We start from the raw sequence: 26,486 nt of genomic DNA, 5'->3' as shown, positions 1-26,486 counted from the left end.
AATGAGTAAATCTCCTGTAGCAATTATTATCTTGGACGGATTTGGGCAACGTGCTGAAACAGTTGGAAATGCTGTTGCACAAGCCAATAAACCAAATTTTGACCGTTACTGGGCTGAATTTCCGCATAGTACGTTAAAAGCTTCGGGTCTTGACGTTGGTCTTCCAGATGGACAGATGGGTAACTCGGAAGTAGGGCATACAAATATCGGTGCAGGTCGTATCGTATATCAAAGCCTAACACGTATTGATAAAGCAATTGCGGAAGGTGAGTTCCAAGAAAATAAAGCAATCAATAATGCATTTAATCATACGAAAGAAAATCATTCCGACCTTCATTTATTCGGCTTACTTTCTGACGGGGGCGTTCATAGTCACATTAACCATCTCGTTGCACTACTTGAAACAGCGAAAGCAAAAGGTGTTCCAAACACGTATATTCATGCTTTCCTAGATGGTCGTGACGTGCCGCCGCAATCGGCAGTTGAATATTTACAAGAACTACAAGACGCTATTTTGAAACTTGGATATGGCGAAATCGCAACAGTATCTGGACGTTTTTACGCGATGGACCGCGACAAACGTTGGGAACGAGTTGATAAAGCTTATAAGGCTCTTGTGTACGGTGAAGGCGAAAAATTTGCGGATCCAATTAAATTAGTTGAAACTTCTTATGAAAATGGGAAGAACGATGAGTTTGTTGTACCGGCAATTATTGCAAAAGACGGTGAAGCCATTGCAACGGTGAAAGATAATGATGCAGTTATCTTCTTTAACTTCCGTCCTGACCGTGCTATCCAGCTTTCAAATGCTTTTACAGATACAGAGTGGGAACATTTTGACCGCGGAGAGAAACATCCTAAAAACGTGAAATTTGTGACAATGACTTTGTATAATCCAAGTATTGATGCTGAAGTAGCTTTTGAACCAATTGAAATGAAAAATGTAATTGGAGAAGTATTATCTGATGCCGGCTTATCGCAATTGCGAATTGCTGAAACAGAAAAATACCCGCACGTTACATTCTTTATGAATGGTGGAAGAAATGAAGAATTTCCGGGCGAAAACCGGATTTTAATCAACTCGCCAAAAGTCGAAACGTATGATTTAAAACCAGAGATGAGTGCTTATGAAGTAACGGACGCACTTGTTCAAGATATTAAAGACGACAAGCATGATGCGATTATTTTAAACTTCGCAAATCCGGATATGGTTGGTCACTCGGGTATGCTTGAGCCGACTATTAAAGCGATTGAAGCGGTTGATGAAAATCTAGGTCGGGTAGTCGATTTGATTTTAGAAAAAGGCGGCTCTGCTGTTATTTTCGCAGATCACGGAAATTCTGAAACGATGTCAACGCCAGAAGGCAAACCGCATACGGCGCATACAACTGTTCCAGTTCCTGTTATTGTAACGAAGAAAGGTGTTACACTTCGAACTGATGGTCGCCTGGCTGATGTGGCGCCTACGATGCTTGATTTATTAGATGTAGAAAAACCAGTTGAAATGACTGGTGAAAGTTTAATTGAGAAATAAAACAGTTTTTACTTTTGTTTTTGTTAAAACAAAGCTACAATAAAAATGTAATTTAAAATGTGGGCACGGACGAGTTTGGAAAGTACCAATATGTGTGTGATGGGTTTCAAAGAAGCGAGATTTTGGCTTTTTGGAATCTTGTAAGGGTTTAGTGTTCTTGAAAAGGGCTTTGAAGAGTTGACTTATGAAGAGCTTTTGAAGGATTAGTGTTCTAATAGGGCTTTGAAGAGTTGACTTATGAAGAGCTTTTGAAGGATTAAGTGTTCTAATAGGGCTTTGAAGAGTTGATCTGTGAAGAGTCTTTTAAGGATTACATGTTCGCTTTGCTCACATGCATATTGGGACTCTAACTTACTTTGTTCGTAAGAGTCCCAACAAAGGAGAAGATTATTAATGTCTATTATTACTGAAGTATATGCACGCGAAGTTCTTGATTCCCGTGGTAATCCAACTGTTGAAGTAGAAGTTTATACTGAAGCTGGTGCTTTTGGTCGCGCGCTTGTTCCAAGTGGTGCGTCTACTGGTGAATACGAAGCTGTAGAATTACGTGATGGTGATAAAGGCCGTTACTTAGGTAAAGGTGTTTTAAAAGCTGTTGAAAACGTAAATGATATTATTTCTGACAAAATTATTGGTTTTGATGTTACAGATCAAATTGGTATCGATAAAGCGATGATTGACTTAGATGGTACACCAAACAAAGGTAAATTAGGCGCTAATGCTATTCTTGGTGTTTCTTTAGCTGCTGCTCGTGCTGCCGCTGACGAATTAGGCGTACATTTATATGAATATATTGGTGGAACAAATGCAAAAGTTCTTCCAGTTCCAATGATGAACATTTTAAATGGCGGCGAACATGCGGATAATAACGTTGATATTCAAGAATTCATGGTTATGCCAGTAGGTGCTGCTAACTTTAAAGAAGCTTTACGTATGGGTGCTGAAATTGTTCACGCACTTAAAGGCGTTCTTAAAGGTAAAGGCCTTAACACTGGTGTTGGTGATGAAGGTGGTTTTGCGCCAAACTTAGAATCAAATGAAGAAGCAATTGAAGCGATTATTGAAGCAATTGAAGCAGCTGGTTACAAACCAGGCGAACAAGTTCGAATCGCGATGGATGCGGCATCTTCTGAGTTCTATAACCGTGAATCTGGTAAATATGAACTTAAAGGTGAGGGCGTTACACGTACTTCTGAAGAAATGGTAGCTTGGTATGAAGAAATGATTAACAAATACCCTATCATCTCTATTGAAGATGGCTTGGATGAAAATGACTGGGATGGATTCAAACTTCTTACAGAACGTATTGGTTCTAAAGTGCAATTAGTTGGTGACGATCTATTCGTAACAAACACTGAAAAATTAGAGCAAGGTATCGAAAAAGGTATTGCAAACTCTATCCTTATCAAAGTTAACCAAATTGGTACTTTAACTGAAACTTTAGATGCAATTGAAATGGCTAAACAAGCTGGATATACTGCAGTTGTTTCTCACCGTTCTGGTGAAACTGAGGATTCCACAATTGCTGACATCGCAGTTGCAACAAATGCTGGTCAAATTAAAACTGGTGCGCCAGTTCGTACTGACCGTGTTGCAAAATACAACCAATTATTACGTATTGAAGATAACCTTCAAGATCTTGCGGAATACCGTGGTCTTAAAGCATTCTACAATTTGAAAAAATAATTGAATTGTAAGCTCGGCGAATGATGCGGAAACGCATTGTTTGCCGAGCTTTTTTTGTTGAGGAATTTCAGGTGGAGAAGGGGGTGTTTTGTTGGATTTTCAACTTTATTTTAGCCCGAAAAAAGCGATTGGTTTTTAGGGTTGACAGTTGTCTAACTTCGAGTTATGATAGGTCTATTGTAATTCACAAAACCTTTATTTTAAGGGTAGGAGGACTGCTTAAAAATGAGTGCGGATCGTAGCTTTATGTTAAAAGCGGGAAATCGTGCTGTTTTACTCTTGCATGGCTTTGCAGGGACTACAGAAGATGTCAAAAGTTTAGGAGAATATTTGGCTGAAAACGGGTATACGGTATATGCTCCGAATTTCCGTGGACACGGAGATGAGCCAGCGTTATTCTTAAAAACGACGCCTGAAATGTGGTACGAAGATGCTGTTTCTGGATATAAGTTTTTAGAAAAAGAAGGTTATCATGAAATTGCCATTATTGGTGTTGCAATGGGTGGTGTGTTTGCGCTTAAGATGGCGGAATCATTTTCACCGAAAGCGATTGTTCCTTTATGTGCGAATGTTAATCGTAAAATGCGCTATATTCCAGTAGAGAAATATTTATTAAAGCAACTAGCAAAAGAAGGTTTTGAAGCGGAAGCAGCGGAAGCAATGCTAAAAAGCTATGAACCGGAAATTAGAAAGATGGCAGACGCTCGTTCTGATTTTTATAAATTTGTAGCGGATAATATTGAAAAAATCCATGTGCCTACAATGATTGGGCAAGGTTGCCAAGATGAGGAAATTGACGCGGATAACGCGAATTATATTTTTAAAAACATTCATACAGCGGATAAACAACTTTGTTTTTATCAAGGAAGTGGTCACGACATTGTGAACGATTGTGAACGTGACATTTTAGAGGAAGACTTGCTTTACTTTTTAGATGATTTAAACTGGTTGGAAGAAAAAGTTGTATAATGTGAGCTGAACACTGACGAGTGCTTACTTGTTGGTGTTTTTTTATCAATTAGGAGGATTCTTATGGAGACGATACTTTTTCAAGGTGATAGTATTACAGATGCAGGGCGGGACCGCTCGGATAGCGAGAGTTTGGGTGCGGGGTATGTGGAAATGATTTCGCGCATGCTGCCTGAATTTCGGATTATTAATCGCGGTGTTTCTGGTGATTTGACGATAGATATGCGGGCGCGCTTTGAGCGGGATGCAATTGGGATTGCGCCAGATTATTTGTCGATTTTAATTGGAATTAATGACACTTGGCGGAGTTTTTCGGAATGGCGGGATACTTCAACGAGTGTATTTAAAACGGTATACGCGGATGTTTTGGAAGAAGCTAGACAAAACACAAAAGCAAAATTGATTTTGATGGAGCCATTTGTTTTACCAATTCCAGAGGATAGAAAAGAATGGCGGGCTGACTTAGATCCAAAAATTCATGCTGTACGGGAACTTGCCAAGGAATACGGGGCGCTATATGTTCCACTTGATGGGATGTTGAACGCAGCGGGAATCGCGCAAGGATATGCTGAAATTGCGCCTGACGGGGTTCACCCGACAAAAAGAGGACATGAGTTGATTGCGGAAGCTTGGTGTTCGTCTTTTGCTAGCTTTACAAAAAAATAAAAAAATGCTATATTAAAGGTCATGCGATGAGCCTTATGCAGCGCGATTTTTTAGCTGCCCGAGTGTTTTCTGCGCTTATGGGTTTGTGGAGACCCGCAGAAAACCGCATTATGTCTCGTAAAGACAGGAGCACCCGTTTACTAAAGCGGGTGTTTTTTTTGTGTAAAATGTACATATTTATGTGAAAAACGTCACATTTTGTCCACAGTATTTCAATCTATGTTATGTTAATTTAGTTAAGTTGATTAAATATTTTGGAGGTTTATTAAATGAAGAAAATGTTGTTAGTTCCGGCTGCAATGCTTGTGGCATTAGGGTTACTTACGGGTTGTTCTAGTAATACGGAATCAAAAGCGAGTGAAAAAGAAGTGAAAAAAGAGTCAGAGGAAACGATTGACTATAATGATCAAAAAGGTTGGAAATTTGAGTCAGGTGATGCGCAGTCGCCAATTAATATTGAGACGGCTAAAGTGGAGCCTATGAAGGATTCTGGGAAAATAGAGCTTGATTATTCTGATGTTGTAGTAGATGAGGTGGATAATGGTCATAGTATTCAAGTGGATGATACGGGTGAAGCCATGATTAATGGACGTAACTTTGAACTGGCTCAATTTCATTTCCATGCTAAAAGTGAACATACATTAAATGGTAAACATTTCCCAGTTGAAGCGCATTTTGTCAATCAATCCCAAGATGGTAGAATTGCCGTAATTGCTGTCTTCTTTACAGAGGGAAAAGAAAATGCAGGTTTTAATACAGTGCTTGCAAATATTAAAAAAGGTGAAAAAGTGAAAGTGGAAGACACGATTGATGTTGCGAGCATGCTTCCTGAAAATAAGAGCTATTATCATTATTTAGGATCACTTACAACACCCCCACTTTCAGAAAATGTGGAATGGTATGTGATGGAAAATCCCGTAGAAATTTCAAGCGAACAAATTAAAGAGTTTGATAAATATTATGATGCGAACAACAGAAAAGTGCAAGAACTTAATGGACGTACGGTTTTAGAACATAAAGAATAAAAAGAAACGGAAGAGAGTCTCAGCTGCTCTTCCGTTTTAGTTTTATCTACCATCGCCGTATTCCCAGTCAACGACAGAGTCTACCTCATCAAAAGTGATCATAACATCGGATACGTGCGGGATAGTGGTAACGGAGTCTTCTATGCGCTCACGAATTTGGTCGATTTCAGCAAGCGTGAGCGAGGAGTCAAGTTCAACCTCGGCATCGACATGGAAAGAATCTCCCTCTTTTAAAACAGTTAAAACTTGGATATCTTTTACATCAGGGTCAGTCATAATAAGCTGCCCAATTTGGAGGTGCATACCTTCATCGGACTCTCCAATGGCACCAGCAGCGTTGTCGAGAAATACTTCACCAACCACGATAAACATCATAAGACCAATTAAAATCGAAGCAATTCCTTCTGCTTGATGGAATGGTGTATAATGGGAAATCACAACGGCAAGGGCAGCTAAAAGGTCACCGCCAGTTGCAACAGAATCTTCCATAAAAACGAGCTTCGTAGCGGCTTTTGCCGACTTTAAATTTTTCATAGCAGCAGGGAAAAGTTTGAATCCTTTCGCTTGGACACCTGCCTCATGCGTAATTTCGCGCATCGCCTTCACGAGTACAGTCGCTTCTAAAAGCGTACAAGTAAGTAAAACAATTAGGTTGATTAAAAAACCAGTCGATTCACTAGGGTGGAATATATGGGAGATGCCTTCTTTAATCGTTTCATACGCCATGATGCCAACTACAAGGACAGCGCCGAGTAAAACTAAATTTACAACACGGCCAAAGCCTTTTGGAAAACGTTTCGTTGGGCGTTTTTTACTAAGAGCAGACCCAGTGAAAACGAAAAGTTGATTGGCGGCGTCGCCTAAGCTATGAAGCGTCTCGGCAAACATCGCCACATTTCCAGTAAATAGATAAGTTATTCCTTTTACAAGTGAAACGACAGCATTCACAACCGCGGCCATCAGTGCCGACTTGTTACCGTGTTTTAACAGCTGAAAAAATTCTTTCAAATTGTCTCCTTCTTTCGGGTAAGTATCTTTCATTATTTTAGCATGAAACAAAGCGTTGGAATAGCAAAACAAATCTAGTTTGACTATTTTTGACCAATGTGTTATTATTTTGTTAGTTACTTACTAAGGGTAACTAATTAGAGGAGGGATCACATGAAGGAATTATTAGCAAAAATTAATCATTACGGGGCAAAGCAAAGAAATGAAGGGCTTACGGCAGTTGAAAAAGAACATCAAGCAGAACTTCGCAAAGAGTATTGCCAAATGATTCGCGGAACACTTCAAGATAATTTACATCATGTGACCATCGTAGATCCATTAGGCGATGATGTAACACCAAATAAATTAAAAGAAATTAAAGCAGATTTAAAAAAATAAATAAAGCGGAAGGCGTACCAATTTGTATAAAAAATCGGTATGCCTTTTTCTTTTAAATGAATATGGTTGCGACAATACAACTTGTTTTATATAATATTAAGTGTCAAATTAGTTTGCCGGAAGGGGATAAGAATGACAAATGAAATGAGGCTTTTTTCTGTATCAACTGAACGACCGCTTGCAATTAAGATTTCAAAAGCGCTAGGCGTTCCACTTTGTGAGGTTGAGCTACAAAAGTTTAGTGATGGTGAAGTTAAAATCAACATCGAAGAAAGCATTCGCGGAACCAATTGTTATGTTCTCCAATCGATGAACAGCAACGTGAACGAACGCCTTATAGAAATGCTTATCATGATTGATGCATTAAAACGAGCTTCAGCGCATTCGATAACAGTTATTATGCCGTATTATGGGTATTCAAGACAGGATAGAAAAGCACAAAGTAGAGAGCCTATAACGGCTAAATTAATTGCGAATTTACTTCAGCAAGCAGGTGCAACAAGACTTATTTCAGTTGACTTACATGCTGCGCAAATTCAAGGTTTTTTCAATATCCCAATCGACCACATTTCGGCCGTGCCGCTTTTAACCAACCATCTGATTGAAAAATACGGGAATGAGGATGTGGTAATTGTGGCACCAGACCACAGCGGGGTTGTTCGTGCCCGCCGAGTGGCCGACAAAATGAATGCACCAATTGCCATTTTAAATCGAAAACCGCGTCCAAATGAACGTGAAATCTCAAGTATAATTGGCGATGTAGAAGGCAAGCTTGCGATTATTGTTGATGATATTATTGATACCGGATATCGGGCGACAACTTCTGCAGAAAAATTGCTTGAAAATGGTGCTACAGGAGTTGTAACTTGTGCTACCCATGCTGTTTTAGCAGGAGATGCAGCAAAACGGCTTGCGGATTCGCCAATTCAAGAAATTGTTTTAACGGATGCTATTGATATTCCAAAAGAAAAACAGCATGATAAAATGACAGTAATCACAATTGGTGAGATACTAGCAAGGGCGATTTCTGGTGTGCAAGAAAATCGTTCGCTTCATCCGCTTTTTTAGATAAAAAGGAGTTGGCATAACATGATAGACATTCACTGCCATATATTAAATGGTGTTGACGACGGGGCTAAAAATATAGAAGTGAGTTTGCAAATGGCTAGGCAAGCTGTAGAACAAGGATTCACTGACATAATTGCAACGCCCCATCATTTGAAAGGGAAGTTTGTCAATCCAGGCGATGAGGTTAAGGCGCAAGTGGAAACGTTTAATGAGCGTCTTGTAGCAGAAAAAATCCCACTAACCATTCATCCAGGACAGGAAGTTCGTATTCACGGTGAAATGCTTGAAGGGCTATCAGACGGTTCGGTGTTAACGCTTGGCGGAACGAAGTATATTCTAATCGAATTCCCGACAGACTCGATTCCTCTTTTTACCCAAGAGTTGTTTTTTAATTTACAAATGAAAGGTTATATACCAATTATTGCGCATCCGGAGAGAAATCGTGAGGTGATGCGTGATTTAGAAGGTTTGTATGAGCTGATTGATGCGGGGGCTTTTGCGCAGTTGACGTGGGGGTCTTACGGAGGACGGGTAGATAAGCGTATTAAGAAATTAAGTGACCAATTGATAAAAGCGAATCTCGTACACTTTATCGCGACAGATGCCCATTCTTATGAAGGACGCTCGTTAGTGATGCGTGATGAGCTTCATAAACTTCGCCGAACGGAAGGGCGGGAGAAAAGCAATTACTTTTTAAGTAATGCAAAAGCGCTCTTGGAGGATAAAGTATTCAATCCATATGACTCAATTGAACTAAAGAAGAAGTTTTTCTTCTTTTAACTGTCTCCATTTATACATGGACAGAATGCGTGTGCATTCTGTTTTTTTGTGCTTTGCGGTATAATAAAATAAAATAACGAGAAGGGTTGGGATGTAGATGATAACGATTGGCTTGACGGGGTTTAGTGATCATGACACCTTAAAACTTTCCAGTAAACATAAATTAGTGGATTATGCGGCACATTTTCCACTTGTTGAGATTGATACTAGTTTTTATGCCATTCCGTCACCACGAACGACGGCGAACTGGGCAAATGATACGCCGGAGCAATTCTTCTTTGTTGTAAAGGCTTTTAGCGCCATGACGATGCATAAAAAATGGCAGGATTATTTTGATTCAGAAATTGAAATGTATCGCCGCTTTATGGATGCTATTGCGCCAATAAGTGAGGCAGGGAAGTTAAAAGCAATTTTATGCCAGTTTCCGCCCTATTTTAATTGTACGAAGGAAAATGTGGACTACTTACGGCATGTAGCTAAACAAATGGGGGATTTACCTGTTGCTGTCGAATTTAGGAATGCCAGTTGGTACAGCGAAACGAACAAAGAAAAAACACTGGCTTTTTTTAAAGAATTGAACTTGATTCACGTTGTTGTAGATGAGCCGCAAGTCGGTTCGGGCAGCGTCCCAATTGTGCTAAGGGGAACAAATAAGAGTGTAACTTTAGTACGGTTGCATGGTCGAAATCAATATGGATGGATGAAAGCAAATAGTCCAGAATGGAGAGAAGTACGAACACTTTATCGCTATAATAAAGAAGAAATTTCTGAATGGGCGAAATACATTTCGCACTTAGAAAAAGAGTCTTCCGAGGTTGTAGTCATTTTTAATAATAATAGTGGCGGTGATGCAGCAGATAACGCCAAACATTTACAAGAAAAAATGAAAATAGAATATACAAATCTTGCTCCGATGCAAATGGATTTATTTTCAGAATAAAAAGCGGGTGTGGTTTTTGCCACTCCCGCTTTTCCTATGCGCTACCCTCTAAGACTTTCACTTCACCACGTAAAGTTTGAATTTTCACTTTCGCATTTTTTGCATTGTCTTGCCATAAAAAGTCAGAAGTTACCTGACCATGCGGCGCAATAATTTGAAATTTCTCTTGGTGATAATCATCTGAGAGCGTCATTTTAATCAAGCCGTTTTCACTCTTAATATTCATATTTTCGTCCACTGTATTTTCCTCTACAATGATATCACCGTTTTTACTTTCGACAATTTGCTCGCCTTGATTGTTTCGTAAGATACTTTTTCCGTTTAAAGAAGTTAAAAACAGTTTTCCGTCGAGCTGTTCAACGATGTTTGTTCCATCTTGAGAGTTAATTGTAAGAAGGCTAGACTTGACGCGAGTCGTAATTATTTTACCGTTAGTATTGTTAATTTCACCTTTCACCGCTTTTTGCCGGTGTACTTGTGAGATGCCTTTCGAATTGCGCAGTGAGAAGTCGCCAGTGGAGTCTTTTACAATTTGATTCCCTTCGCTAGAAGCTAGCGCAATTTTCCCAGTCCAGTTTGTCAAATCAGTTTGGGCTGCTTTAGTTGTGATTTCAGTGCTTTTAAAGGCGCTCTTCTCTCCTACAAAATCCCCATCATGAAGCCGAATGGAGAGACCTTCGCCAGTTAGGTTGTTAAGGTGGACATTGCCATTGTTTAATTTTGCAGAAAGGGTTTTAAAAGAATAATCTTTCGGTACTTTAACACGTACTTTTTGTGTACCATATGTTGGAAGGTGCCAACGTTCTAGCCATGTTCTAAAAGTTCCAATCTTAATTTCCGTCCTGTTCTTTGAAGAAGTCGGTTTTAAATCCTGAATCTCTCGCTTTGAAAGCTTGCCGGAAATTATAACGGTGGGCTTTTTGACATCGGATCTTTCGATATTAATAGCTACATTTTTGTCGCTAGAAAGATTTAAATTGGAAAATTCCTCATCAGTAAACTGCCATTTATCAGTATAATTTTTGCCAGTATCTTGAAAATTGTGCGTAAACAGGCAGAACAAAATACCAACGCTGCCAATAATTAAAAAGATACTACTAATCCAAACATGCTTTTTCATAAAAACCGCCCTTTTCGTGTTGTGTAAATTAACCACAATTGTCTGCTGCCAAGAATTGCGATGTACAAAACGCCAATTGCAAATAATAAAATAAAGATTTGGAACAAAATGATTTGCCTAAAGAAAATGATGTCTGCAAGCAAGAGAAAAATACTAGCAAAACTACTTAAACAAATGATTCCGAGTAAGATAAACCCGCCTATAAATAAAAATTGAATGAGAAATCTTTTCCAAAACCCTTTTAAAGCCAGTTGTTCGTAAGCTTTCTGTTCAAGAGGAATGTCGCTGTTTGCCTCTAGGTAAGCTTCAGCAATTTGACTAGGTTTTCCAAGTTCATCTAACACTTCTTCCTCAGTCTTTCCTTCCAAACGAGCATTATCTAAGTATTCTGCGTAATATTGAATAAGTTCGTCTTTTTCTTCTTTAGGTAAGCCAGAAAATGCTTTATCTAATTCTTTTAGGAATTGATGTTTAGCCATTAATATCCGCTTCCTTTCGTAGTTGGTTAAAGCTTGTTACAAACTCATCCCATTCTTCGAGCATATCTTCTAAGTAAATTCGACCAGTGTTTGTAATGTGATAATATTTTCGAGATGGTCCATTAGGGGATTCTTGTAAATAGGTGGAACAATAGCCTTCTTTTACAAGTCGTCTTAATGATGGATAAAGGGCTCCCTCAGTAATTGGAATATAGCTATTCACTTGTTGTGTCAAATCGTACCCATAGCGATCAGTCTTCTGTAATAAGTATAAGACACAAATATCGAGAACTCCTTTTTTAAATTGTGCGGATGAACGCATTTTCTTTCCTCCTACATTCGCTATTCACTTTTTTATATTAGTTAAGAACATCTCTAAGTATAGCATTTTCAATGGTTTTACACAATCTAATATTAGCTATTATAAAAAAAATAGTAGAAAAACCTTGACGAATAAAAGGTTATTGTTTATACTAAGTTTAGCTAGTATAGATAAAACAATACTACAAAATTTATAGGACAAAGGAGAAATTGACATGAACAAATTTGTAAAAGTAACAGCAATCACGGGGTTAGCCTTGACGATAGGTGTCACAACACTAGCTCCAACAGTATCAGAAGCAGCGGCAGCACCAGGTGAGGTTATTTATCAAGATGCTTACAAGAAAATCGTTGAATTTAGCAAAGCTGAAGTAGAAAGCATCACAGGGGTTAAACTTACGACAGCAAATATTACAAAAGTTTACAACAAGTTAAAAGAAACGCAAACTTGGGAAAAAGCAGGATATACGAACGCACAAGCGAAAGTAATTGCTACAAAAGCATCTTCTGTAAGTTACGCTAACCAATTGAAGAGCATTTTAACTGCTATTTCTAAAGGCGAAAACGTTGGTCTTAAAGTTATTTACGTTTCGAATGCTTGGAGAACAGAAGTTAACTTCGGTACATACCATTCTTCTTCAGTAACTCCAACACCAGCTCCTGATCAAGATGATGAAGCAGTAAGCCCAACACCAGCTCCTGATCAAGATGATGAAGCAGTAAGCCCAACACCAGCACCAGGTGAGGTTACAACTTCTACTTTAAACATTAAAGAATTAGACGTTGAAATTGAGTATAAAAAGAAAGATGTTGAAATCGAATATGAAGTGAAGAGTAATGGTAGAGTGGAAGCTGAATATAAAAATGAGTTCACTGGACAAAAATTAAAAGGTAAAGATGCACAAGTTGCAATAGAAAAAATCTTTAATGGCTTTAACTTCCAAAACAAAAATAAAACTCAAATTATTAACCACGTTACATCAAAATTAAATCTTAAAAATAACTTTGAGAAATTTGAATATGAAGTGAAACAAACTAATAATGCAAAATTTGAGTTTAAAGTAAAATAATTCTATGGAGTCCCGTTTATTCGGGCTCCATTTTGCATGATATAAAGGAGAATAGGATATGTTACAAAAAAAATATGTTAACATAGTTTATATAGTTGGTTTTCTAGTAGTCCTATCAGTTTTATTCCAGCCATCAGCTAAAGCAGCAGCACCATCAACTTACAATAAAGTTCAAACTGCTGCGATTCAGAAAAAAATCACAGCAATTCGAGAAAAAGTGAAAGTGAAAGTGGATACAACACATGTGAAGAAAGTAGAAGAGAAAAAAATCGCTGCTTATAAAGCAGCAGTTGCTAAAAAAGAACAAGCAGCTCGTGAAGCAGCGGCTAGACAGGCGGAGCAAGCTAAACAACAAACGGCAGCTTCAAACAGTCAAGGAAGCCAGTCCGAAACAGAAAAAAGTGCTGAGCCAAAAAGTTCTGGAGACTCCTCTTCAAATACACAGAGTGGTCAATCAGATGTAACTACAGGAGCAAGCCGAAATGGTAGAGAGATTGGTGAGAAAAATCGCGAGTATGGAAATCAATTGAGTGACCCTAATCTTTCAGATGCAGAACGCCAACGCATTATTGAAGAAAAGAAAAAATATAATCAAAGTCATCGTTAGGAGAATAAAATGAAGAAATATTTCTTTCTAGTAATATTTGGTGCTGTTTTCCTCGTACTTGCAGGGTGCCAACAACCGGAAGATGCTAAAAAAGCTGGTGATGCGCTCATACAAAGCTATATTTATGAAGAATCCACGCCTGAATTAAAAGCGATTTTTGGAATCGATGATGCAAGTATGATTCGAGAAAACCAAAATACATTCATATCATCTATTCAAGAACAATTTCCAGATAAGTCGAAGTCGGAACTGGAAGATTTTCAGCAAGAAGTACAAAAACATTTAAAAAAGGTGAGCTCGTACTCGGTTAAGGTTGAAGATGAGAGTAGTAAAAAAGCAACTTTAAAAATTGCTGTAAAAGGCCTAGACACAGATAGTGAGACGGTAAACAATGAAATTGAAACATTGATTAATCAAACTGAACAGAAAATTACAGCGGATAGCTCGGAAGCTGAATTGAATGCGGTCATTAACGAAGTGAGTTATAAGTCGCTTGAAACGATGTATTTAGGAAGTCCTGCTGAGGAAAAGGCCGTAACAGTTATTCTTGAATTGAAGCAAAACCCTGATGATAAAGAACAATGGCAAATTGTTAATGAAGATATCTTTTTCAAAAATATCTATGAAGCATTTGGCTTATAAATAAAAATGAGATTTCCTATACGCGGAAATCTCATTTTTTTATCCTTTACCAATTAAAAAGCTGATTAATAATATACAAAGAACGATACCAGTAATACCAACATATAAATAATCTTTTTCTTTTAAAAAAGTAAAAAGGGAGACGATAACCCGAAATACGGGCGTGAAAATCAGGCAGAGCAGTCCAAACATGATGATGGAAAATGGCTTTAATGCAGTAAGTCCAGTAAAGATGGCGGAAATAGAAGTTGGATAGGTCGAGCCTTTATAGCCACTTTCGCCGGTCACCATATAAAGAATGAGACCGAAAATTATAATGGTTGCGCTAATTAAAACGCCGATGCGGAGCAGGCCGCCAACAATAACTTCAACGTGGTACATTTCTTGCTCTTTTTGTTTATCGTTAGCCAATTAAATCCACCCCAATCCTTCAAGAATCATTTGTATGGCGACGTATAAGAGCACGGGAATAAAAATGATACGAATAACTTTACTTTTTAAATGTTGCATGACGCGTGTGCCTATTGTGGCACCAATTAAAACTCCAATGGCAACTGGGGCTGCGATAGTTGGATCGATATCGCCTTTAAACAAGTAGACTGTGGCGCTTGCAGCAGCGGTCACACCCATCATAAGATTGCTCGTTGCACTTGACACTTTTAGTGGCATTTTCATGAAAACATCAAGTGCCATGACTTTAAACGCGCCACTACCGATTCCAAGTAAGCCACTTGCAACGCCGGCTCCGTACATGACGCCAAATCCTGCTTTTACGTTCGCAACATTATACGGGATTTCTTTTCGAAGCGCCTTGTCGTAATAACTATCGTGGAGTTTCAATTTGGTAGCTAAGGGATCTTTTTCTACGTTTACGGGAAATTCGGAACCTACTTTTTTAAACATATTATAGCTGGAATAAAGAAGGAGTAGACCGAAAATAATATACAGCGCGGTTGCTGACAGCAGTCCACCGACGAAGGCTCCAGTTATTGCGCCGATTGTAGTGGCGATTTCTAAAAACATGCCAACGCGAAGATTTGTGATGTGATCTTTTATGTAAGCAATCGCAGAGCCGCTACTAGTTGCGATAACGGAAATAATGCTTGCACCAATTGCGTACTGAATATCGATGCCGAAAATGAGTGTTAATGCTGGTGTGATAATAATTCCACCACCAAGTCCGAGAATGGATCCGAGAATACCGGCAAAAATGGCGATAATAAGTATCATCATCATTTGCGTGTCCATAAATTCACTTCTTTCTGTAAGTCATCATCTTTTTATCATACGCCAAAAAAAGCAAAATGAAAAGAGTGGGAGCGGAGTTGCGTGTCAAAAATAGGATTTTAAGCTACAATAGAGGGAGTAAAAGGGGATGTTACTATGAAACAACTTCAAATTTGGCATACGAATGATATCCATAGTCACTTGGAAAATTGGCCGCGAATCAAAACCTTTTTGGCTGAAAAAAGACAAGAAAACGCGAGCAACAGCCTTTTATTTGATATTGGCGATTTTTTGGACCGCGTTCATCCGTTAACAGAAGGCAGTGCGGGAAAAGCAAATGTGGCGCTGTTAAATGAATTAGCATACGATGCGGTGACGATTGGAAATAATGAAGGTACAACGCTTTCCTATGAACAACTTTCAAGACTTTATGAAAATGCAAATTTTCCTGTCGTATGTGCAAATATTTATGCGGATGTGGAAAGAACTGGGCGGGCAAACTGGGCGGTGCCTTTTGTGTATAAGGAAGTTAACGGAATTAAAATAGCAGTCATTGGTGTGACGGCTGCATTTAGTGAATATTATGAATCACTTGGATGGGGCATAAAAGAGCCAATCCAGTGTATCCGCGAACAAATTGCAATACTTGATGTGGACACAGATTTTATTATTTTACTTTCACATCTTGGGTTGCCGCTTGATGAACAAATTGCTACGCAAATTCCTGAAATTGACTTAATTCTAGGCAGTCATACGCATCATCTCCTTGAAAATGGCAAAAAAATTGGCGCAACACTCCTTGCCGCTTGCGGCAGATGGGGGGAATATGTTGGCAAGGTAACGGTGACCTTCAGTGATGAAAAGGCAGTTCTTTCAAAAACGGCTACAGTATATCAAACTGAAACGCTCCCCGCGCCAAATGATGAAGAGGCGCAAATTGCAGCATTTTTTGAAAAAGGAAAAAATATGCTTTCTAAAAAAGTGGTTGCACTCCCTAGAAAGTTAGAGCATAATTGGTTTGGAGGGTCAAAAATTGCAGAGGTATTTCATGATGCCGCATGCGCGTTTAGTGGGGCTGATACTTTTTTGACGAACGCTGGAATATACATGAAAGACCTTGAAAAAGGCGATGTAAGCGCGTTTGATATCCACCAACTTTTGCCGCATCCGCTCAATTTAATTGCGGTAACACTTTCGGGACAAGAACTTGAAGTTTTAATCCAAGAAATTATTCGCAAACAAGATGAGCTTAAGGAGTTTCCACTTAAGGGATTCGGTTTTCGTGGTGAAGTTTTCGGATCCATTTTAATGAAGCGAATGGGATATGACCGAGCTTCTAACATGCCACTTTGGGACGGAAAACAAATTGATACAAGTCGGAAATACCGAATTGTAACCCATGATACTTTTGTTTATGCACCGTTTTTCCCGATCATAAAACAAGTAAAGAAAAAAGAAGTATATACACCGGAATTACTCCGCGATATTTTAACATGGCAACTAAAAAAATTGTACGGGGAGGAAAAAGAATGATAACGATAGAAAAGCAAGAATATGAGCTACTAACCAATTACCGCGAATGTTTTGATGAAGAAAAATTAATGGAACGTTTCAGTGATGTTTTACTTCGCTATGACTATATTGTTGGCGATTATGGTTATGATCAACTGCGTTTAAAAGGCTTCTTTGAAGATAATAATCGTAAATCGACCTACGATAATAAAATTAGCACGCTAAAAGAGTATTTATATGAATACTGTAATTTTGGCTGTGCCTATTTTGTGTTGAAAAAAGTTAAAAAATAGAAAGGCGTTTTTAGTTTGAAACAATACAAGGCTTATTTAATTGATTTAGACGGGACAATGTACCGCGGTGGAACGGTTATTCCAGAGGCGATTCCATTTATTAAAACGTTAAATGAAAAGCAAATTCCACATTTGTTTGTGACGAATAATTCAACAAAAACGCCTAAACAAGTGAGCGACCGCTTAAACGGAATGGGTATCCCAGCAGAGCCAGAGGATATTTTTACTTCGGCGCAGGCGACAGCCGCATTTATGACACAACAAACAGATGAGCGAAGCGTTTTTTTCATAGGGGAAGAAGGGCTTGAAACAGCTCTATTTGAGGCGGGGTTTAAAGTGCAACCAGAAAACCCAGCATTTGTTGTTGTGGGCATGGACACGCATTTAACGTATGAAAAAGTGGCACAAGCTGTGCTTGCCATTCGAGGCGGTGCGCAATTTATTTCTACAAACGTGGATGCGGCGATTCCGACTGAACGTGGGTTATTACCAGGGAACGGCTCGATTACGGCAATGGTGTCGGTTGCGAGTGAAAAAGCGCCAATAATCGTTGGAAAACCGGAACGAATTATTATTAATCAAGCGCTTGAACGACTGGGTGTCACAAAAAATACGGCCATTATGGTCGGCGATAACTATGAAACGGATATTTTAGCCGGAATTCATGCGGAAATGGATACGCTCATCGTTCACACCGGTTTTACATCGAAAGAAGCGCTAGTGCAGAAGGAAATTCAACCGACTTATGCACTTTCTAGCTTGGCAGAATGGAAATTTTAAGAGCGTTTTTGTGACGCTTTTTTTACTTTCAAAAAAGGAGGAATGACTGTGGATATTGTAAGTGATTTTTTTGTTGTCTTTCTTATTGCGGCAACTGCATTTTTTGTAGCCTCTGAGTTTGCTATAGTAGCTATTCGTAAGCCAACCGTAACGAGCCTTGTCGAAAGTGGTCATAAGCGTGCGAAATACGTAGCACTTGTGACACAGAACATGAATGATTATTTGGCGGCTTGTCAGCTCGGAAATACTCTTGCTGCACTTGCGATGGGCTGGATTGGTGAAGAAACAATGCAAAAATTTCTTGCACCACTATTTGAGTGGTTGCCATTACCAAGTTCACTTGAAGGTCCAATTTCCATTTTTGTGTCATTCATCCTCATCACATTTTTCAACGTCGTTCTTGGTGAGCTGGCGCCGAAAACGCTGACCATTCAAAGCACGGAAAAAGTAGCACTCATAATCGCGCGGCCACTTGTATATTGGTATAAGCTAACATTTCCTTTAAACTGGTTATTAAATCGTTCTGCAAATCTTATTACAAAGCCTTTTGGGGCAAAAAATCAACCGAATAGCGAGCAGATGACGCCAACCGAGCTGAAAATTATTTTTGAGGATAGCTACCGACAAGGAATTTTAAACCAACAAGAATTCAAATATATGAAAAATATTTTTAAGCTTGCGGATGTTCCCGCAAATGAAATTATGATTCCCCGTCTAAAAGTCATTACAATTGATGAGACGGCAACAGTTCTTGATTTACTAAAATTGACAGCACAACATACGTATCACATTTTTCCAGTCACTGAAGAAAATAATAAGGATAAAATCGTAGGAATGCTTCAAGTGAGCCGAGTCATGGCTGGTCTAGGTGAGAATCCGGAAATTCTCGAAAAATCGATTCGTCCTTTTGTAACAGAAGCGCTTGAAATGTTTGAAGGTATTATGCTTGAGGAATTACTTGTGAAGATGCAGGAGCGTGCGGAGGTTTTTACGATTTTAACGGATGAGTACGGTGGAACTTCTGGTATTGTAACGCTTGAAGATGTGATGGAGATTATTGTTGGCGATATGGAGGAAGCGAAAAATCCAAAAGGGGTTCGGCATATTTCGAAAAATCATTTTATCATAGAGGGATCAGAACCACTCGTTAGTGTGGAGGAAGTCCTTGGAATTGAACTTGTAGGGCAAGGCGTACATACTTTATCTGGCTGGCTGTTTTTACAAAATTTTAATTTAGATAGTGGTGATATCATTCAAGAATCTGGCTGGAAGTTTATTATTTTAGCAATGAATAAAAATTCTGTACGACAAGTGGAGATAAGAAAAACTGAAAATAGCTGATCTTACGTGTTTTTAGTTACGTTTCAAAATTTTAATAAATACCAAGTCGTGATAAAATACAGTTTGGGTGGTGCTAAGCAACATGAATAAGTATTATCAGATATACGATGATTTAAAGACTAAAATTATAAATAGGGAGTATAAACAACAGCTTCCTTCTGAAAGCAAGTTGACTGAAAAATATAATGTAAGTCGGAATACTGTTCGCCGAGCAATTGATTTGCTAATTAGTGACGGTATGGTGGTAAGTAAGAAAGGAAAAGGTGTCTTCGTATTAGACAACCGTTCTTTTGAATTTGCAATTAGCGGTCTTGAAAGTTTTCAAGAGGTTATGGTGCGAACAAAGGAAAACTTCCAAACAAAAGTAGTAGCATTTGAACATATCACTGCTGATGAACAGTTGGCAAAAAAGAGTGGGTTTGCAGTGAACACCCTACTAACTCATATTAAACGAGTACGCTCGCTTCAAAATGAGCGAATTATTCTGGATGTAAATTATTTCGCTCAGCAACTTATTCCTGGACTGACACCTGAAATTGCGCAAAAGTCAATTTACACGTTTATTGAAGAAGAGCTCGCGATTGAAATTGGTATTGCTAAGAAAAGTATTGTCATTGAACGAGCGACTGAAACCGACTATGAACATATTGATATGCTAGATTTCGATTTAGTCGCAGTTGTTCATAACTTTGTTTACTTACAAAACGGAGTGTTATTTGAATATACTCAATCTAGACATCGACCTGATCGATTTATTTTCACCGATATTGCTAGGCGTTAAACAAGTGTCGTAAAAAGCATAAATTCAGTAATCTTCGAATTTTGAAAGGGGATTGTTACTGAGAGTATGCTTTTTTTGCTAGTTAAACAAAATTTCCGCAAACTTGTCTAAACATGTTGACAATCTTGTTTAAACAAGTTATAGTTTTATGTAAAGGCTTACACTCTAGGAGGTAAATTATGGGGAAGTATACTGAGCAGGCAAAGTTGTTACTTGATTATGTTGGCGGAAAAGATAATATCGTATCATTAACGCATTGTGTAACTCGGCTTCGGTTTGTTTTAAAAGATGAAGATATGGCAGATGTGACGAAAATTGAAACATTAGATGAAGTGAAGGGGACATTCACTAGTGCTGGTCAGTTTCAAGTCATCATTGGAAATGCTGTTGCCGATTTTTATAAAGATTTTGCAGAAGTGAGTGGTATTGAAAAAGTAAGTAAAGAAGAAGTGAAACAAGATGCTTTACAGCATCAAAATATTATACAGCGTCTAATTGCCAATCTTGCTGAGATTTTTGTACCAATTATCCCGATTTTATTAGCGGGCGGATTAATTTTAGGCATACGAAATATCATTGGCGAAATCAAGTTTGGCGGCTTAACCTTAACGGAAATGTATTCCTGGGTGGATGCACTAAATGCATTCTTATGGGTTCCTGGAGAAGCCATTTTCCATTTCCTGCCGGTGGCCATCTGTTGGTCTACAGTGAAAAAGTTCGGAGGGACTCCGGTACTTGGTATTACGTTAGGAATTATGTTAGTATCACCGCAATTGCTTAATGCTTATGACTACGCAGCAGCTAATGCGGCTGGTAAAGTGCCAGTCTGGGATTTTGGTTTATTTACAATTCAAAAAGTAGGTTATCAAGCACAAGTTTTACCAGCTTTGATTGGCGGAATTGTTCTCGCTAAAATGGAAACATTTTTAAATAAATATATTCATGATGCCTTAAAAATGGTCATTATTCCAATTACAGTTTTATTAGTTACAATGGTGTTATCCTATACTATCATTGGTCCAGTTTCGCGCGAAATAGGGAACGGAATTGCATTCTCCTTTGAATGGTTACTAACCGGACCATTTAGCTTTATTGGTGCCATTATTTTTGGTCTAGCTTATGCACCGCTTGTTATTACAGGCTTACATCATACCTTTATCGCCGTAGACCTACAATTAATCGCTAACCTCGGTGGAACAATGATTTGGCCAATGATTGCTTTAAGTAATATTGCACAAGGTGCTGCCGCGTTTGCATGCTATTTCTTATACAAAGATGCTAAGACGCGGTCAGTAACAACATCTTCAACCATTTCCGCTTGGCTTGGGGTTACTGAACCTGCGATGTACGGCGTTAACTTGAAGTTCCGTTACCCATTTTATGCTGCAATTATCAGATCGGCCTGTGCCGCGGTAGTATCGACAGTTAGCGGGGTAATGGCAAATGCTATTGGTATCGGGGGACTACCTGGAATTTTATCCATTCAACCACAAGATTGGCTACCATTTGCCATCGCGATGATTGTAGCTATTGCTGTGCCAATGGCGTTAACCTTCGCATTCCATAAAATGGCCGTGAAGAAAGCAGGCGGACAAGAAATAATCACGCCTGAGGATACAGATTTCGGTATGTAGAAAATAAAAAACATAAGGATGATTGAAGAGAGGATAATAAATGAGTACAAATTTTAAACAATCTGTTGTTTATCAAATCTATCCGAAGAGCTTTCAGGATAGTAACGGTGATGGGATTGGTGATATTCAAGGAATCATTTCCCGCTTAGATTATTTAGTGAAGCTTGGTGTTGATTATGTTTGGCTAACACCGATATATGTATCACCACAGCGTGATAATGGCTATGATATAGCGGATTATTATAACATTGATCCTCAATATGGCACCTTAGCCGATTTTGATGAACTGCTTACGAAGGCGCATCATAAAGGATTAAAAATCATTATGGATTTAGTTGTAAATCATACGTCAACAGAACATGAGTGGTTTCAGCAGGCGAAAACAGGCCGCGATAATCCGTATTATGACTTTTATATCTGGCAAGAGAAACCGAATAATTGGCAGTCAAAGTTTGGCGGAAGTGCATGGGAATATAACGAGGCAACTAAAAATCACTATTTACATTTATTTGATGTGACTCAGGCAGACTTAAATTGGGAAAATCCAAAGCTACGCGCAGAAATTTATCAGATGATGCGTTGGTGGCTGAAAAAAGGTATTGATGGTTTTCGATTAGACGTAGTAAATTTATTATCAAAAGATCAGCGCTTCTTAGATGATAGCCTAGAATCCGCAACGGATGATGGGCGCAAGTTTTATACAGATGGTCCAAGAATCCATGAGTTCTTACATGAAATGCATCAAGAAGTTTTAGCTGAATTTCCTAATGCGCTGACAACCGGAGAGATGTCATCAACAACCTTGCCAAGTTGTATTGCTTATACAAAACCAGAAAATGAAGAGTTAGATATGGTATTTAATTTTCATCATTTAAAAGTAGACTATAAAGATAAAGCAAAATGGACAAGAGCGCCATTTAATTTCACCGAGTTAAAGCGATTATTTGCTGACTGGCAAATTGGCATGCACGAAGGCGGTGGCTGGAACGCACTGTTTTGGAATAATCATGACCAACCGCGGGCAGTCACAAGGTTCGGCAGTGACGAGAAGTATCGCTATGAAAGTGCGACCATGTTAGCCACAGTATTACATGGCATGCAGGGGACACCTTATATTTACCAAGGAGAAGAATTTGCTACTGGAAATCCTGATTTTCGCTCCATTGATGAGTATCGCGATGTGGAGTCACTAAATGCATATAAGAGGCTCATAGCAGCTGGAAGTAGCGAGGCTGAAACGTTGGCAATTTTAGCAGATAAATCAAGAGATAACGGGCGAACACCAATGACTTGGGATGCAAGTGAGGCAAATGGTTTTACTGATGGTACATCTTGGATAAGCGCAGGGAAAAATAGCGCAACAGTTAATGCCGCAAAAGATCAGGCTGCTGCGAAATCAGTATTCAAATATTATCAGCAACTGATTAAGCTCCGTAAAGCGCATTCGATTATCACAGAAGGAGACTACAAGCCGCTACTCCTTCTTGATGAACATATTTTTGCCTACACAAGAAACACGGCAAAGAGTCATTTATTAGTCGTCGCGAACTTTTATGAACAGCCAGCTAGCATTTGTTTGCATGAATTAACATGGTTAAATAAAGGCGGACAAATATTACTCTCTAACTATGAGCAATCTGGACGAATAATAAAAGATACACTTGAATTAAGACCGTATGAAGCGTTAATAATATCAGGTTAAATGATTAAAAGCCTAGCAACCGCATAAGTTGCTAGGCTTTCTTTAAATTTCACTGAACAATGTCGTCGTGATAACTATGGGCAAGTCGACTCGCGGCTGCGGCTGCAATAGCCCCCACAATGTCGTCTAAAAAGGTGTGAATGTCTTGGCCATTATGTTCATTCAATCTTCCTAAAATGCCAGGTTTTACTTTATCGATATAGCCATAATTGGTAAAGCCAATAGAGCCATAAACGTTAACAATGGACAACGCCAAAATTTCATCAACACCGTATAAACCTTCATCACTACTAATAATATTTTGTAATGGCTGCATTAATTCGCCTTTTTCAGCTAAAATATCCAATTGAATCCCTGTTAAAATGGCGTTTTGCACTTCGCGTTTACTTAAAACTTGTTCCACATTTTCGATACAAACCGAACGTTCTAACTTCGGATGATATTTTTTCTGTAGAAATAAAACAAGATCTGCTATGTCATCAATTGTCACACCGCGTTCAGTAAGCATTGTACGTGCTTTTTGCTCTAAAACGCTTTGTTTTTCTACCATGCAAATTCCTCCTTAAATTAAAAAAGCAGCAATCTCAATTGCCGCTTTTTAAAAAACTTGAACGACTTCTTTAAAGCCAAAAATTTTTTCTGAAAGTGTGAGTTCAATGCCCATTTTTAGAGTCATATCCGAACTGGGACAAGTTACGCAGGCACCAAGAAGTTTGATTTTAACGATGCCATCTGAAGTCACATCAATAAGTTCATAGTCGCCACCATCTCGGAGTAAATACGGACGGAACTTTTGCAAAGCTTTGTCAACAGTATCAAAACTAATTTCTTCCATACGAAATAAAACTCCTTTCAAGTGATATTCACTATTATAACAGGAGTGAAGAAGAGATGGAAGCACTTGACACAAAATATGCCCGTTCCTAAGGCTCAGAAAGGAACGGGCAAAACGCGGTTGGTAAAGCCGCGTAAGACTGGTTATTTTACCAGCCTAAAGGGAGTGTTGTTATATAAACCGTGATTTTCACGGAAACAACCGCTAATTAGCACTTTATCACAAACAAGCGCTAAAGTGACAGAATTGTTCTAATTATTATAATATACTGCTTAAATGGTGTCAATGAATAACTAATCAGGAAAATTCACATTTATTCATTTAAAACAGAAAAGTCGATTTTGCTCTTTTTTTTTAGTACAATGTGTGTGAGGTGAGGTTGCGATGGAAAATCAAACAAAACTGTATGTGTACGGTTCTTCAGTTATTTGCGCGAGCTGTGTAGGTGCTCCTTCTTCAAAAGAAACGGAGGAATGGCTACGTGCAGCAGTTGGGAGAAAGTTTCAAAATCAACCGTTTGAAGTCGAGTATGTCGATATTTTTGACCCAGAGCAAGTTGACTCAAATGTAAGGGATTTGGCACGAAAAATTGTTGATGAAGACTATATGTATCCTGTTATTGTGGTGGATGATGAGATTGTTGCAGAAGGAAACCCACGACTTAAAGATATTTATAAAGTGATGACCGACCACGGATATGTTCCAACGATGTAGAAAGACGAAGTGTGAAAGGCTTCCGTTGTAAAGAAAGGAAGTAAAGACGTGAATCCGATTGTGGAATTTTGCGTTAATAATTTAGCGAGCGGGGCACAAGAAGTATACGAACGTTTAAATGAAGATCCGAATTTGGACGTTGTGGAATATGATTGCCTCACCTACTGTGATTTATGTGCGACAAGTCTTTTCGCACTTGTAGACGGTGAAGTAGTGCGCGGAAATGATGCTGCTGAACTATTACGTAACATTTATGCATTTCTTGAAGAAAATCCAATTTAAATAAAAAACCGAGGAAAAATTCCTCGGTTTTTTTAGTGGATATAATTTGAAATGGGTGTAGTACCGTTTTGAAATGTATAGATTTTGTGGTAGGTGCTCTCTTCAGATAAAACGGCGCATGCAAATTGTGCGACATCAGCACGGGTAATTGTAGCTTGACCGAGTTCGCTAGCATCGTCCACAAGACCAGTTGGTGCCTCATTTGTTAAGGTGACGGGACGTAAAATGGTATAGTCTAATTCACTTGCAAGTAATGCATCATCAGCCCGTCCTTTGGCGATTAAGTAATTTGCTAATGAGGCGGGACCTTTTTCAGGCTTGCCAGCTAGAGCGGAGCTGATTAAAATGAAACGCTTGATATTTTTTATCTCAGCAAATTGAATCGCTTTGATGGCGCCATCTTGGTCAACGCTGATAGTTTTTTCAGGACCGGTATGCCCTCCGGAACCAGCGGCAAAAATGACGGCATCAATTGCATCATAAGCATAGCTAAAATCTTTTTCTAAATCGGCAATAATTGGCTTGGCACCTAATTTTTCTAATTCATCTACTTGGCTTGCTTTACGAATCATGGCGCGTACAAAGAAACCTTTACCAAGTGCTAACTCACGCACTATTTGTTTGCCAATTTGACCATTTGCGCCAATAACTAAAACATTCATAAATTGACCTCCTTTTTAGTTTTGGTAGTTATCTTTTTCCCTGGGCAATGCAAAATAAAACAGAGTCTGAAAATTACGAACAATATATAGGAAGTGTGAAAATTATGCTTACATTTGTTATTTAGGACTAAAAACGGGCTTTCTAGGGTATTTTACATTTTGAAGCCTCTTTTTATGGTACCATTTAACTATAGAGAAAAAAAGAATAATATGAGGTGATAAATATGTTAAGGAGGATACGCGCAAAGCTTAGAGAGAAGAAAGAAGAAAGCGACACGATGGAACGTGAGCTAGCAGAACTTAAAATACGCATGCGGAACATTCAAGAACAGATTTATAATGATAAAGATAGACGCTTAATTAAAAGCATCAATAAATAAAGATGATGAAACGAAAGATACTATGATAGGGTTTTTACGGATAAAAGGAA

The 26,486-nt window shown here is 38.6% G+C and carries 31 protein-coding genes; 22 read left to right on the top strand and 9 right to left on the bottom strand.

Features of this window, described 5'->3' with window-relative positions; all coding sequences use genetic code 11:
* Position 1: 1 nt before the first annotated feature.
* The 5 genes from gpmI to R8923_RS10280 all read left to right on the top strand — a co-directional run bounded on the left by gpmI (position 2) and on the right by R8923_RS10280 (position 5,880).
* Positions 2-1,534 carry a 2,3-bisphosphoglycerate-independent phosphoglycerate mutase gene (gene gpmI, locus R8923_RS10300; RefSeq protein WP_485872688.1) on the top strand — a complete coding sequence of 511 codons (1,533 nt, stop codon included), beginning with the start codon at positions 2-4 and terminating at the stop codon, positions 1,532-1,534.
* 393 nt (positions 1,535-1,927) lie between these two features.
* Positions 1,928-3,220, top strand: coding sequence for a phosphopyruvate hydratase (eno, locus tag R8923_RS10295; RefSeq protein ID WP_088809784.1), 1,293 nt, complete (start codon positions 1,928-1,930; stop codon positions 3,218-3,220).
* 225 nt (positions 3,221-3,445) lie between these two features.
* The gene (locus tag R8923_RS10290) at positions 3,446-4,189 is read left to right on the top strand and encodes an alpha/beta hydrolase (protein WP_485872687.1); all 744 of its coding nucleotides are present in this window, start codon (positions 3,446-3,448) and stop codon (positions 4,187-4,189) included.
* Between the two features lie 63 nt (positions 4,190-4,252).
* Positions 4,253-4,855 (top strand): SGNH/GDSL hydrolase family protein, encoded by a 603-nt coding sequence (locus R8923_RS10285; protein ID WP_485872686.1) that lies wholly within the window; start codon positions 4,253-4,255, stop codon positions 4,853-4,855.
* A gap of 269 nt (positions 4,856-5,124) precedes the next feature.
* Positions 5,125-5,880, top strand: coding sequence for a carbonic anhydrase (locus tag R8923_RS10280; protein WP_485872685.1), 756 nt, complete (start codon positions 5,125-5,127; stop codon positions 5,878-5,880).
* 42 nt (positions 5,881-5,922) lie between these two features.
* On the opposite strand, the gene R8923_RS10275 is transcribed toward R8923_RS10280, so the two are convergent.
* Positions 5,923-6,888 (bottom strand): cation diffusion facilitator family transporter, encoded by a 966-nt coding sequence (locus R8923_RS10275; protein WP_485872684.1) that lies wholly within the window; start codon positions 6,886-6,888, stop codon positions 5,923-5,925.
* Between the two features lie 153 nt (positions 6,889-7,041).
* On the opposite strand from R8923_RS10275, the gene R8923_RS10270 reads away from it, so the two are divergent.
* The 4 genes from R8923_RS10270 (at position 7,042) to R8923_RS10255 (ending at position 10,054) form a co-directional block, all read left to right on the top strand.
* Entirely contained in the window at positions 7,042-7,266 is a 225-nt protein-coding gene (locus R8923_RS10270; RefSeq protein ID WP_485872683.1) for a DUF896 domain-containing protein, read from the top strand.
* Between the two features lie 132 nt (positions 7,267-7,398).
* A complete protein-coding gene (locus R8923_RS10265) occupies positions 7,399-8,334 on the top strand; it encodes a ribose-phosphate diphosphokinase (RefSeq protein ID WP_485872682.1) in 936 nt (311 codons plus the stop codon).
* A 21-nt stretch (positions 8,335-8,355) separates the two neighbouring features.
* On the top strand, positions 8,356-9,114 hold the full coding sequence (locus R8923_RS10260) for a tyrosine-protein phosphatase (protein WP_485872681.1): 759 nt from the start codon (positions 8,356-8,358) through the stop codon (positions 9,112-9,114).
* Positions 9,115-9,211: 97 nt separating this feature from the next.
* Positions 9,212-10,054, top strand: coding sequence for a DUF72 domain-containing protein (locus tag R8923_RS10255; RefSeq protein WP_485872680.1), 843 nt, complete (start codon positions 9,212-9,214; stop codon positions 10,052-10,054).
* 34 nt (positions 10,055-10,088) lie between these two features.
* Here the strand turns inward: R8923_RS10255 and R8923_RS10250 are convergent, their stop codons facing one another.
* From R8923_RS10250 to R8923_RS10240, 3 genes are read right to left on the bottom strand one after another with little or no spacing between them, the layout of a single operon-like run.
* Complete coding sequence (locus R8923_RS10250) at positions 10,089-11,174, bottom strand: DUF4097 family beta strand repeat-containing protein (RefSeq protein ID WP_485872679.1); 1,086 nt, start codon at positions 11,172-11,174, stop codon at positions 10,089-10,091.
* A complete protein-coding gene (locus R8923_RS10245) occupies positions 11,171-11,653 on the bottom strand; it encodes a DUF1700 domain-containing protein (RefSeq protein WP_485872678.1) in 483 nt (160 codons plus the stop codon). The genes R8923_RS10250 and R8923_RS10245 overlap by 4 nt, the downstream gene beginning before the upstream one ends.
* The gene (locus R8923_RS10240; RefSeq protein ID WP_485872677.1) at positions 11,646-11,975 is read right to left on the bottom strand and encodes a PadR family transcriptional regulator; all 330 of its coding nucleotides are present in this window, start codon (positions 11,973-11,975) and stop codon (positions 11,646-11,648) included. Before R8923_RS10240 ends, R8923_RS10245 begins: the two co-directional genes overlap by 8 nt.
* 214 nt (positions 11,976-12,189) lie before the next feature.
* Between R8923_RS10240 and R8923_RS10235 the strand changes: the two genes are divergently transcribed.
* The 3 genes from R8923_RS10235 to R8923_RS10225 are packed head-to-tail and all read left to right on the top strand — an operon-like array spanning position 12,190 to position 14,293.
* Positions 12,190-13,044 (top strand): YusW family protein, encoded by an 855-nt coding sequence (locus R8923_RS10235; protein ID WP_485872676.1) that lies wholly within the window; start codon positions 12,190-12,192, stop codon positions 13,042-13,044.
* A 58-nt stretch (positions 13,045-13,102) separates the two neighbouring features.
* Entirely contained in the window at positions 13,103-13,651 is a 549-nt protein-coding gene (locus tag R8923_RS10230; RefSeq protein WP_485872675.1) for a hypothetical protein, read from the top strand.
* A gap of 9 nt (positions 13,652-13,660) precedes the next feature.
* Positions 13,661-14,293 carry a DUF5105 domain-containing protein gene (locus tag R8923_RS10225; RefSeq protein ID WP_485872674.1) on the top strand — a complete coding sequence of 211 codons (633 nt, stop codon included), beginning with the start codon at positions 13,661-13,663 and terminating at the stop codon, positions 14,291-14,293.
* Positions 14,294-14,332: 39 nt separating this feature from the next.
* Here the strand turns inward: R8923_RS10225 and R8923_RS10220 are convergent, their stop codons facing one another.
* Together R8923_RS10220 and R8923_RS10215 are read right to left on the bottom strand one after the other, a co-directional pair.
* Entirely contained in the window at positions 14,333-14,674 is a 342-nt protein-coding gene (locus R8923_RS10220; RefSeq protein WP_485872748.1) for a DUF1634 domain-containing protein, read from the bottom strand.
* Between the two features lie 30 nt (positions 14,675-14,704).
* Positions 14,705-15,541 carry a sulfite exporter TauE/SafE family protein gene (locus R8923_RS10215; RefSeq protein WP_485872673.1) on the bottom strand — a complete coding sequence of 279 codons (837 nt, stop codon included), beginning with the start codon at positions 15,539-15,541 and terminating at the stop codon, positions 14,705-14,707.
* Between the two features lie 135 nt (positions 15,542-15,676).
* Here R8923_RS10215 and R8923_RS10210 point away from each other — a divergent pair, with 135 nt between their 5' ends.
* From R8923_RS10210 to treC, 7 genes are all read left to right on the top strand, one after another.
* A complete protein-coding gene (locus tag R8923_RS10210; protein ID WP_485872672.1) occupies positions 15,677-17,053 on the top strand; it encodes a bifunctional metallophosphatase/5'-nucleotidase in 1,377 nt (458 codons plus the stop codon).
* Positions 17,014-17,325, top strand: a complete 312-nt coding sequence (locus R8923_RS10205) for a YutD family protein (protein ID WP_485872671.1) — start codon at positions 17,014-17,016, stop codon at positions 17,323-17,325. The genes R8923_RS10210 and R8923_RS10205 overlap by 40 nt, the downstream gene beginning before the upstream one ends.
* Before the next feature lie 15 nt (positions 17,326-17,340).
* Entirely contained in the window at positions 17,341-18,105 is a 765-nt protein-coding gene (locus tag R8923_RS10200; RefSeq protein ID WP_485872670.1) for a TIGR01457 family HAD-type hydrolase, read from the top strand.
* A gap of 48 nt (positions 18,106-18,153) precedes the next feature.
* Positions 18,154-19,446 carry a hemolysin family protein gene (locus tag R8923_RS10195; protein WP_485872669.1) on the top strand — a complete coding sequence of 431 codons (1,293 nt, stop codon included), beginning with the start codon at positions 18,154-18,156 and terminating at the stop codon, positions 19,444-19,446.
* Positions 19,447-19,528: 82 nt separating this feature from the next.
* The gene (treR, locus tag R8923_RS10190) at positions 19,529-20,227 is read left to right on the top strand and encodes a trehalose operon repressor (RefSeq protein WP_485872668.1); all 699 of its coding nucleotides are present in this window, start codon (positions 19,529-19,531) and stop codon (positions 20,225-20,227) included.
* A gap of 179 nt (positions 20,228-20,406) precedes the next feature.
* Positions 20,407-21,861, top strand: a complete 1,455-nt coding sequence (gene treP / locus R8923_RS10185; protein WP_485872667.1) for a PTS system trehalose-specific EIIBC component — start codon at positions 20,407-20,409, stop codon at positions 21,859-21,861.
* A 40-nt stretch (positions 21,862-21,901) separates the two neighbouring features.
* Positions 21,902-23,563 (top strand): alpha,alpha-phosphotrehalase, encoded by a 1,662-nt coding sequence (gene treC, locus R8923_RS10180; protein WP_485872666.1) that lies wholly within the window; start codon positions 21,902-21,904, stop codon positions 23,561-23,563.
* A gap of 49 nt (positions 23,564-23,612) precedes the next feature.
* Here the strand turns inward: treC and R8923_RS10175 are convergent, their stop codons facing one another.
* Both R8923_RS10175 and R8923_RS10170 read right to left on the bottom strand, forming a co-directional pair.
* Positions 23,613-24,113, bottom strand: coding sequence for a phosphatidylglycerophosphatase A family protein (locus tag R8923_RS10175; protein ID WP_485872665.1), 501 nt, complete (start codon positions 24,111-24,113; stop codon positions 23,613-23,615).
* 48 nt (positions 24,114-24,161) lie between these two features.
* The gene (locus R8923_RS10170; RefSeq protein WP_485872664.1) at positions 24,162-24,398 is read right to left on the bottom strand and encodes a NifU family protein; all 237 of its coding nucleotides are present in this window, start codon (positions 24,396-24,398) and stop codon (positions 24,162-24,164) included.
* 384 nt (positions 24,399-24,782) lie between these two features.
* On the opposite strand from R8923_RS10170, the gene R8923_RS10165 reads away from it, so the two are divergent.
* Positions 24,783-25,112 (top strand): YuzD family protein, encoded by a 330-nt coding sequence (locus R8923_RS10165; RefSeq protein ID WP_485872663.1) that lies wholly within the window; start codon positions 24,783-24,785, stop codon positions 25,110-25,112.
* Positions 25,113-25,160: 48 nt separating this feature from the next.
* Positions 25,161-25,394 (top strand): YuzB family protein, encoded by a 234-nt coding sequence (locus tag R8923_RS10160; RefSeq protein WP_088809811.1) that lies wholly within the window; start codon positions 25,161-25,163, stop codon positions 25,392-25,394.
* 32 nt (positions 25,395-25,426) lie between these two features.
* On the opposite strand, the gene R8923_RS10155 is transcribed toward R8923_RS10160, so the two are convergent.
* On the bottom strand, positions 25,427-26,056 hold the full coding sequence (locus R8923_RS10155; protein ID WP_485872662.1) for an SDR family oxidoreductase: 630 nt from the start codon (positions 26,054-26,056) through the stop codon (positions 25,427-25,429).
* A gap of 224 nt (positions 26,057-26,280) precedes the next feature.
* Between R8923_RS10155 and R8923_RS10150 the strand changes: the two genes are divergently transcribed.
* On the top strand, positions 26,281-26,436 hold the full coding sequence (locus R8923_RS10150; protein WP_485872661.1) for a hypothetical protein: 156 nt from the start codon (positions 26,281-26,283) through the stop codon (positions 26,434-26,436).
* Positions 26,437-26,486: the final 50 nt, after the last annotated feature.

The sequence above is a fragment of the Listeria tempestatis genome (genome assembly GCF_963575625.1).
Lineage (GTDB): Bacteria > Bacillota > Bacilli > Lactobacillales > Listeriaceae > Listeria > Listeria tempestatis.
This window is presented reverse-complemented; position numbering and strand designations above follow the sequence as displayed.

Excerpts from the sequence above, each read along its gene's own strand:
- gpmI (WP_485872688.1), top strand. The coding sequence starts at position 2 with ATGAGTAAATCTCCTGTAGCAATTATTATCTTGGACGGATTTGGGCAA.
- R8923_RS10290 (WP_485872687.1), top strand. The coding sequence starts at position 3,446 with ATGAGTGCGGATCGTAGCTTTATGTTAAAAGCGGGAAATCGTGCTGTT.
- R8923_RS10240 (WP_485872677.1), bottom strand. The coding sequence starts at position 11,975 with ATGCGTTCATCCGCACAATTTAAAAAAGGAGTTCTCGATATTTGTGTC.
- R8923_RS10250 (WP_485872679.1), bottom strand. The coding sequence starts at position 11,174 with ATGAAAAAGCATGTTTGGATTAGTAGTATCTTTTTAATTATTGGCAGC.
- R8923_RS10230 (WP_485872675.1), top strand. The coding sequence starts at position 13,103 with ATGTTACAAAAAAAATATGTTAACATAGTTTATATAGTTGGTTTTCTA.
- R8923_RS10235 (WP_485872676.1), top strand. The coding sequence starts at position 12,190 with ATGAACAAATTTGTAAAAGTAACAGCAATCACGGGGTTAGCCTTGACG.
- R8923_RS10260 (WP_485872681.1), top strand. The coding sequence starts at position 8,356 with ATGATAGACATTCACTGCCATATATTAAATGGTGTTGACGACGGGGCT.
- R8923_RS10245 (WP_485872678.1), bottom strand. The coding sequence starts at position 11,653 with ATGGCTAAACATCAATTCCTAAAAGAATTAGATAAAGCATTTTCTGGC.
- R8923_RS10220 (WP_485872748.1), bottom strand. The coding sequence starts at position 14,674 with ATGTACCACGTTGAAGTTATTGTTGGCGGCCTGCTCCGCATCGGCGTT.
- R8923_RS10175 (WP_485872665.1), bottom strand. The coding sequence starts at position 24,113 with ATGGTAGAAAAACAAAGCGTTTTAGAGCAAAAAGCACGTACAATGCTT.
- R8923_RS10155 (WP_485872662.1), bottom strand. The coding sequence starts at position 26,056 with ATGAATGTTTTAGTTATTGGCGCAAATGGTCAAATTGGCAAACAAATA.
- R8923_RS10255 (WP_485872680.1), top strand. The coding sequence starts at position 9,212 with ATGATAACGATTGGCTTGACGGGGTTTAGTGATCATGACACCTTAAAA.
- R8923_RS10225 (WP_485872674.1), top strand. The coding sequence starts at position 13,661 with ATGAAGAAATATTTCTTTCTAGTAATATTTGGTGCTGTTTTCCTCGTA.
- R8923_RS10210 (WP_485872672.1), top strand. The coding sequence starts at position 15,677 with ATGAAACAACTTCAAATTTGGCATACGAATGATATCCATAGTCACTTG.
- R8923_RS10265 (WP_485872682.1), top strand. The coding sequence starts at position 7,399 with ATGACAAATGAAATGAGGCTTTTTTCTGTATCAACTGAACGACCGCTT.
- treR (WP_485872668.1), top strand. The coding sequence starts at position 19,529 with ATGAATAAGTATTATCAGATATACGATGATTTAAAGACTAAAATTATA.
- R8923_RS10215 (WP_485872673.1), bottom strand. The coding sequence starts at position 15,541 with ATGGACACGCAAATGATGATGATACTTATTATCGCCATTTTTGCCGGT.
- R8923_RS10150 (WP_485872661.1), top strand. The coding sequence starts at position 26,281 with ATGTTAAGGAGGATACGCGCAAAGCTTAGAGAGAAGAAAGAAGAAAGC.
- R8923_RS10280 (WP_485872685.1), top strand. The coding sequence starts at position 5,125 with ATGAAGAAAATGTTGTTAGTTCCGGCTGCAATGCTTGTGGCATTAGGG.
- R8923_RS10270 (WP_485872683.1), top strand. The coding sequence starts at position 7,042 with ATGAAGGAATTATTAGCAAAAATTAATCATTACGGGGCAAAGCAAAGA.
- R8923_RS10205 (WP_485872671.1), top strand. The coding sequence starts at position 17,014 with ATGGCAACTAAAAAAATTGTACGGGGAGGAAAAAGAATGATAACGATA.
- treP (WP_485872667.1), top strand. The coding sequence starts at position 20,407 with ATGGGGAAGTATACTGAGCAGGCAAAGTTGTTACTTGATTATGTTGGC.
- R8923_RS10165 (WP_485872663.1), top strand. The coding sequence starts at position 24,783 with ATGGAAAATCAAACAAAACTGTATGTGTACGGTTCTTCAGTTATTTGC.
- eno (WP_088809784.1), top strand. The coding sequence starts at position 1,928 with ATGTCTATTATTACTGAAGTATATGCACGCGAAGTTCTTGATTCCCGT.
- R8923_RS10285 (WP_485872686.1), top strand. The coding sequence starts at position 4,253 with ATGGAGACGATACTTTTTCAAGGTGATAGTATTACAGATGCAGGGCGG.
- R8923_RS10170 (WP_485872664.1), bottom strand. The coding sequence starts at position 24,398 with ATGGAAGAAATTAGTTTTGATACTGTTGACAAAGCTTTGCAAAAGTTC.
- treC (WP_485872666.1), top strand. The coding sequence starts at position 21,902 with ATGAGTACAAATTTTAAACAATCTGTTGTTTATCAAATCTATCCGAAG.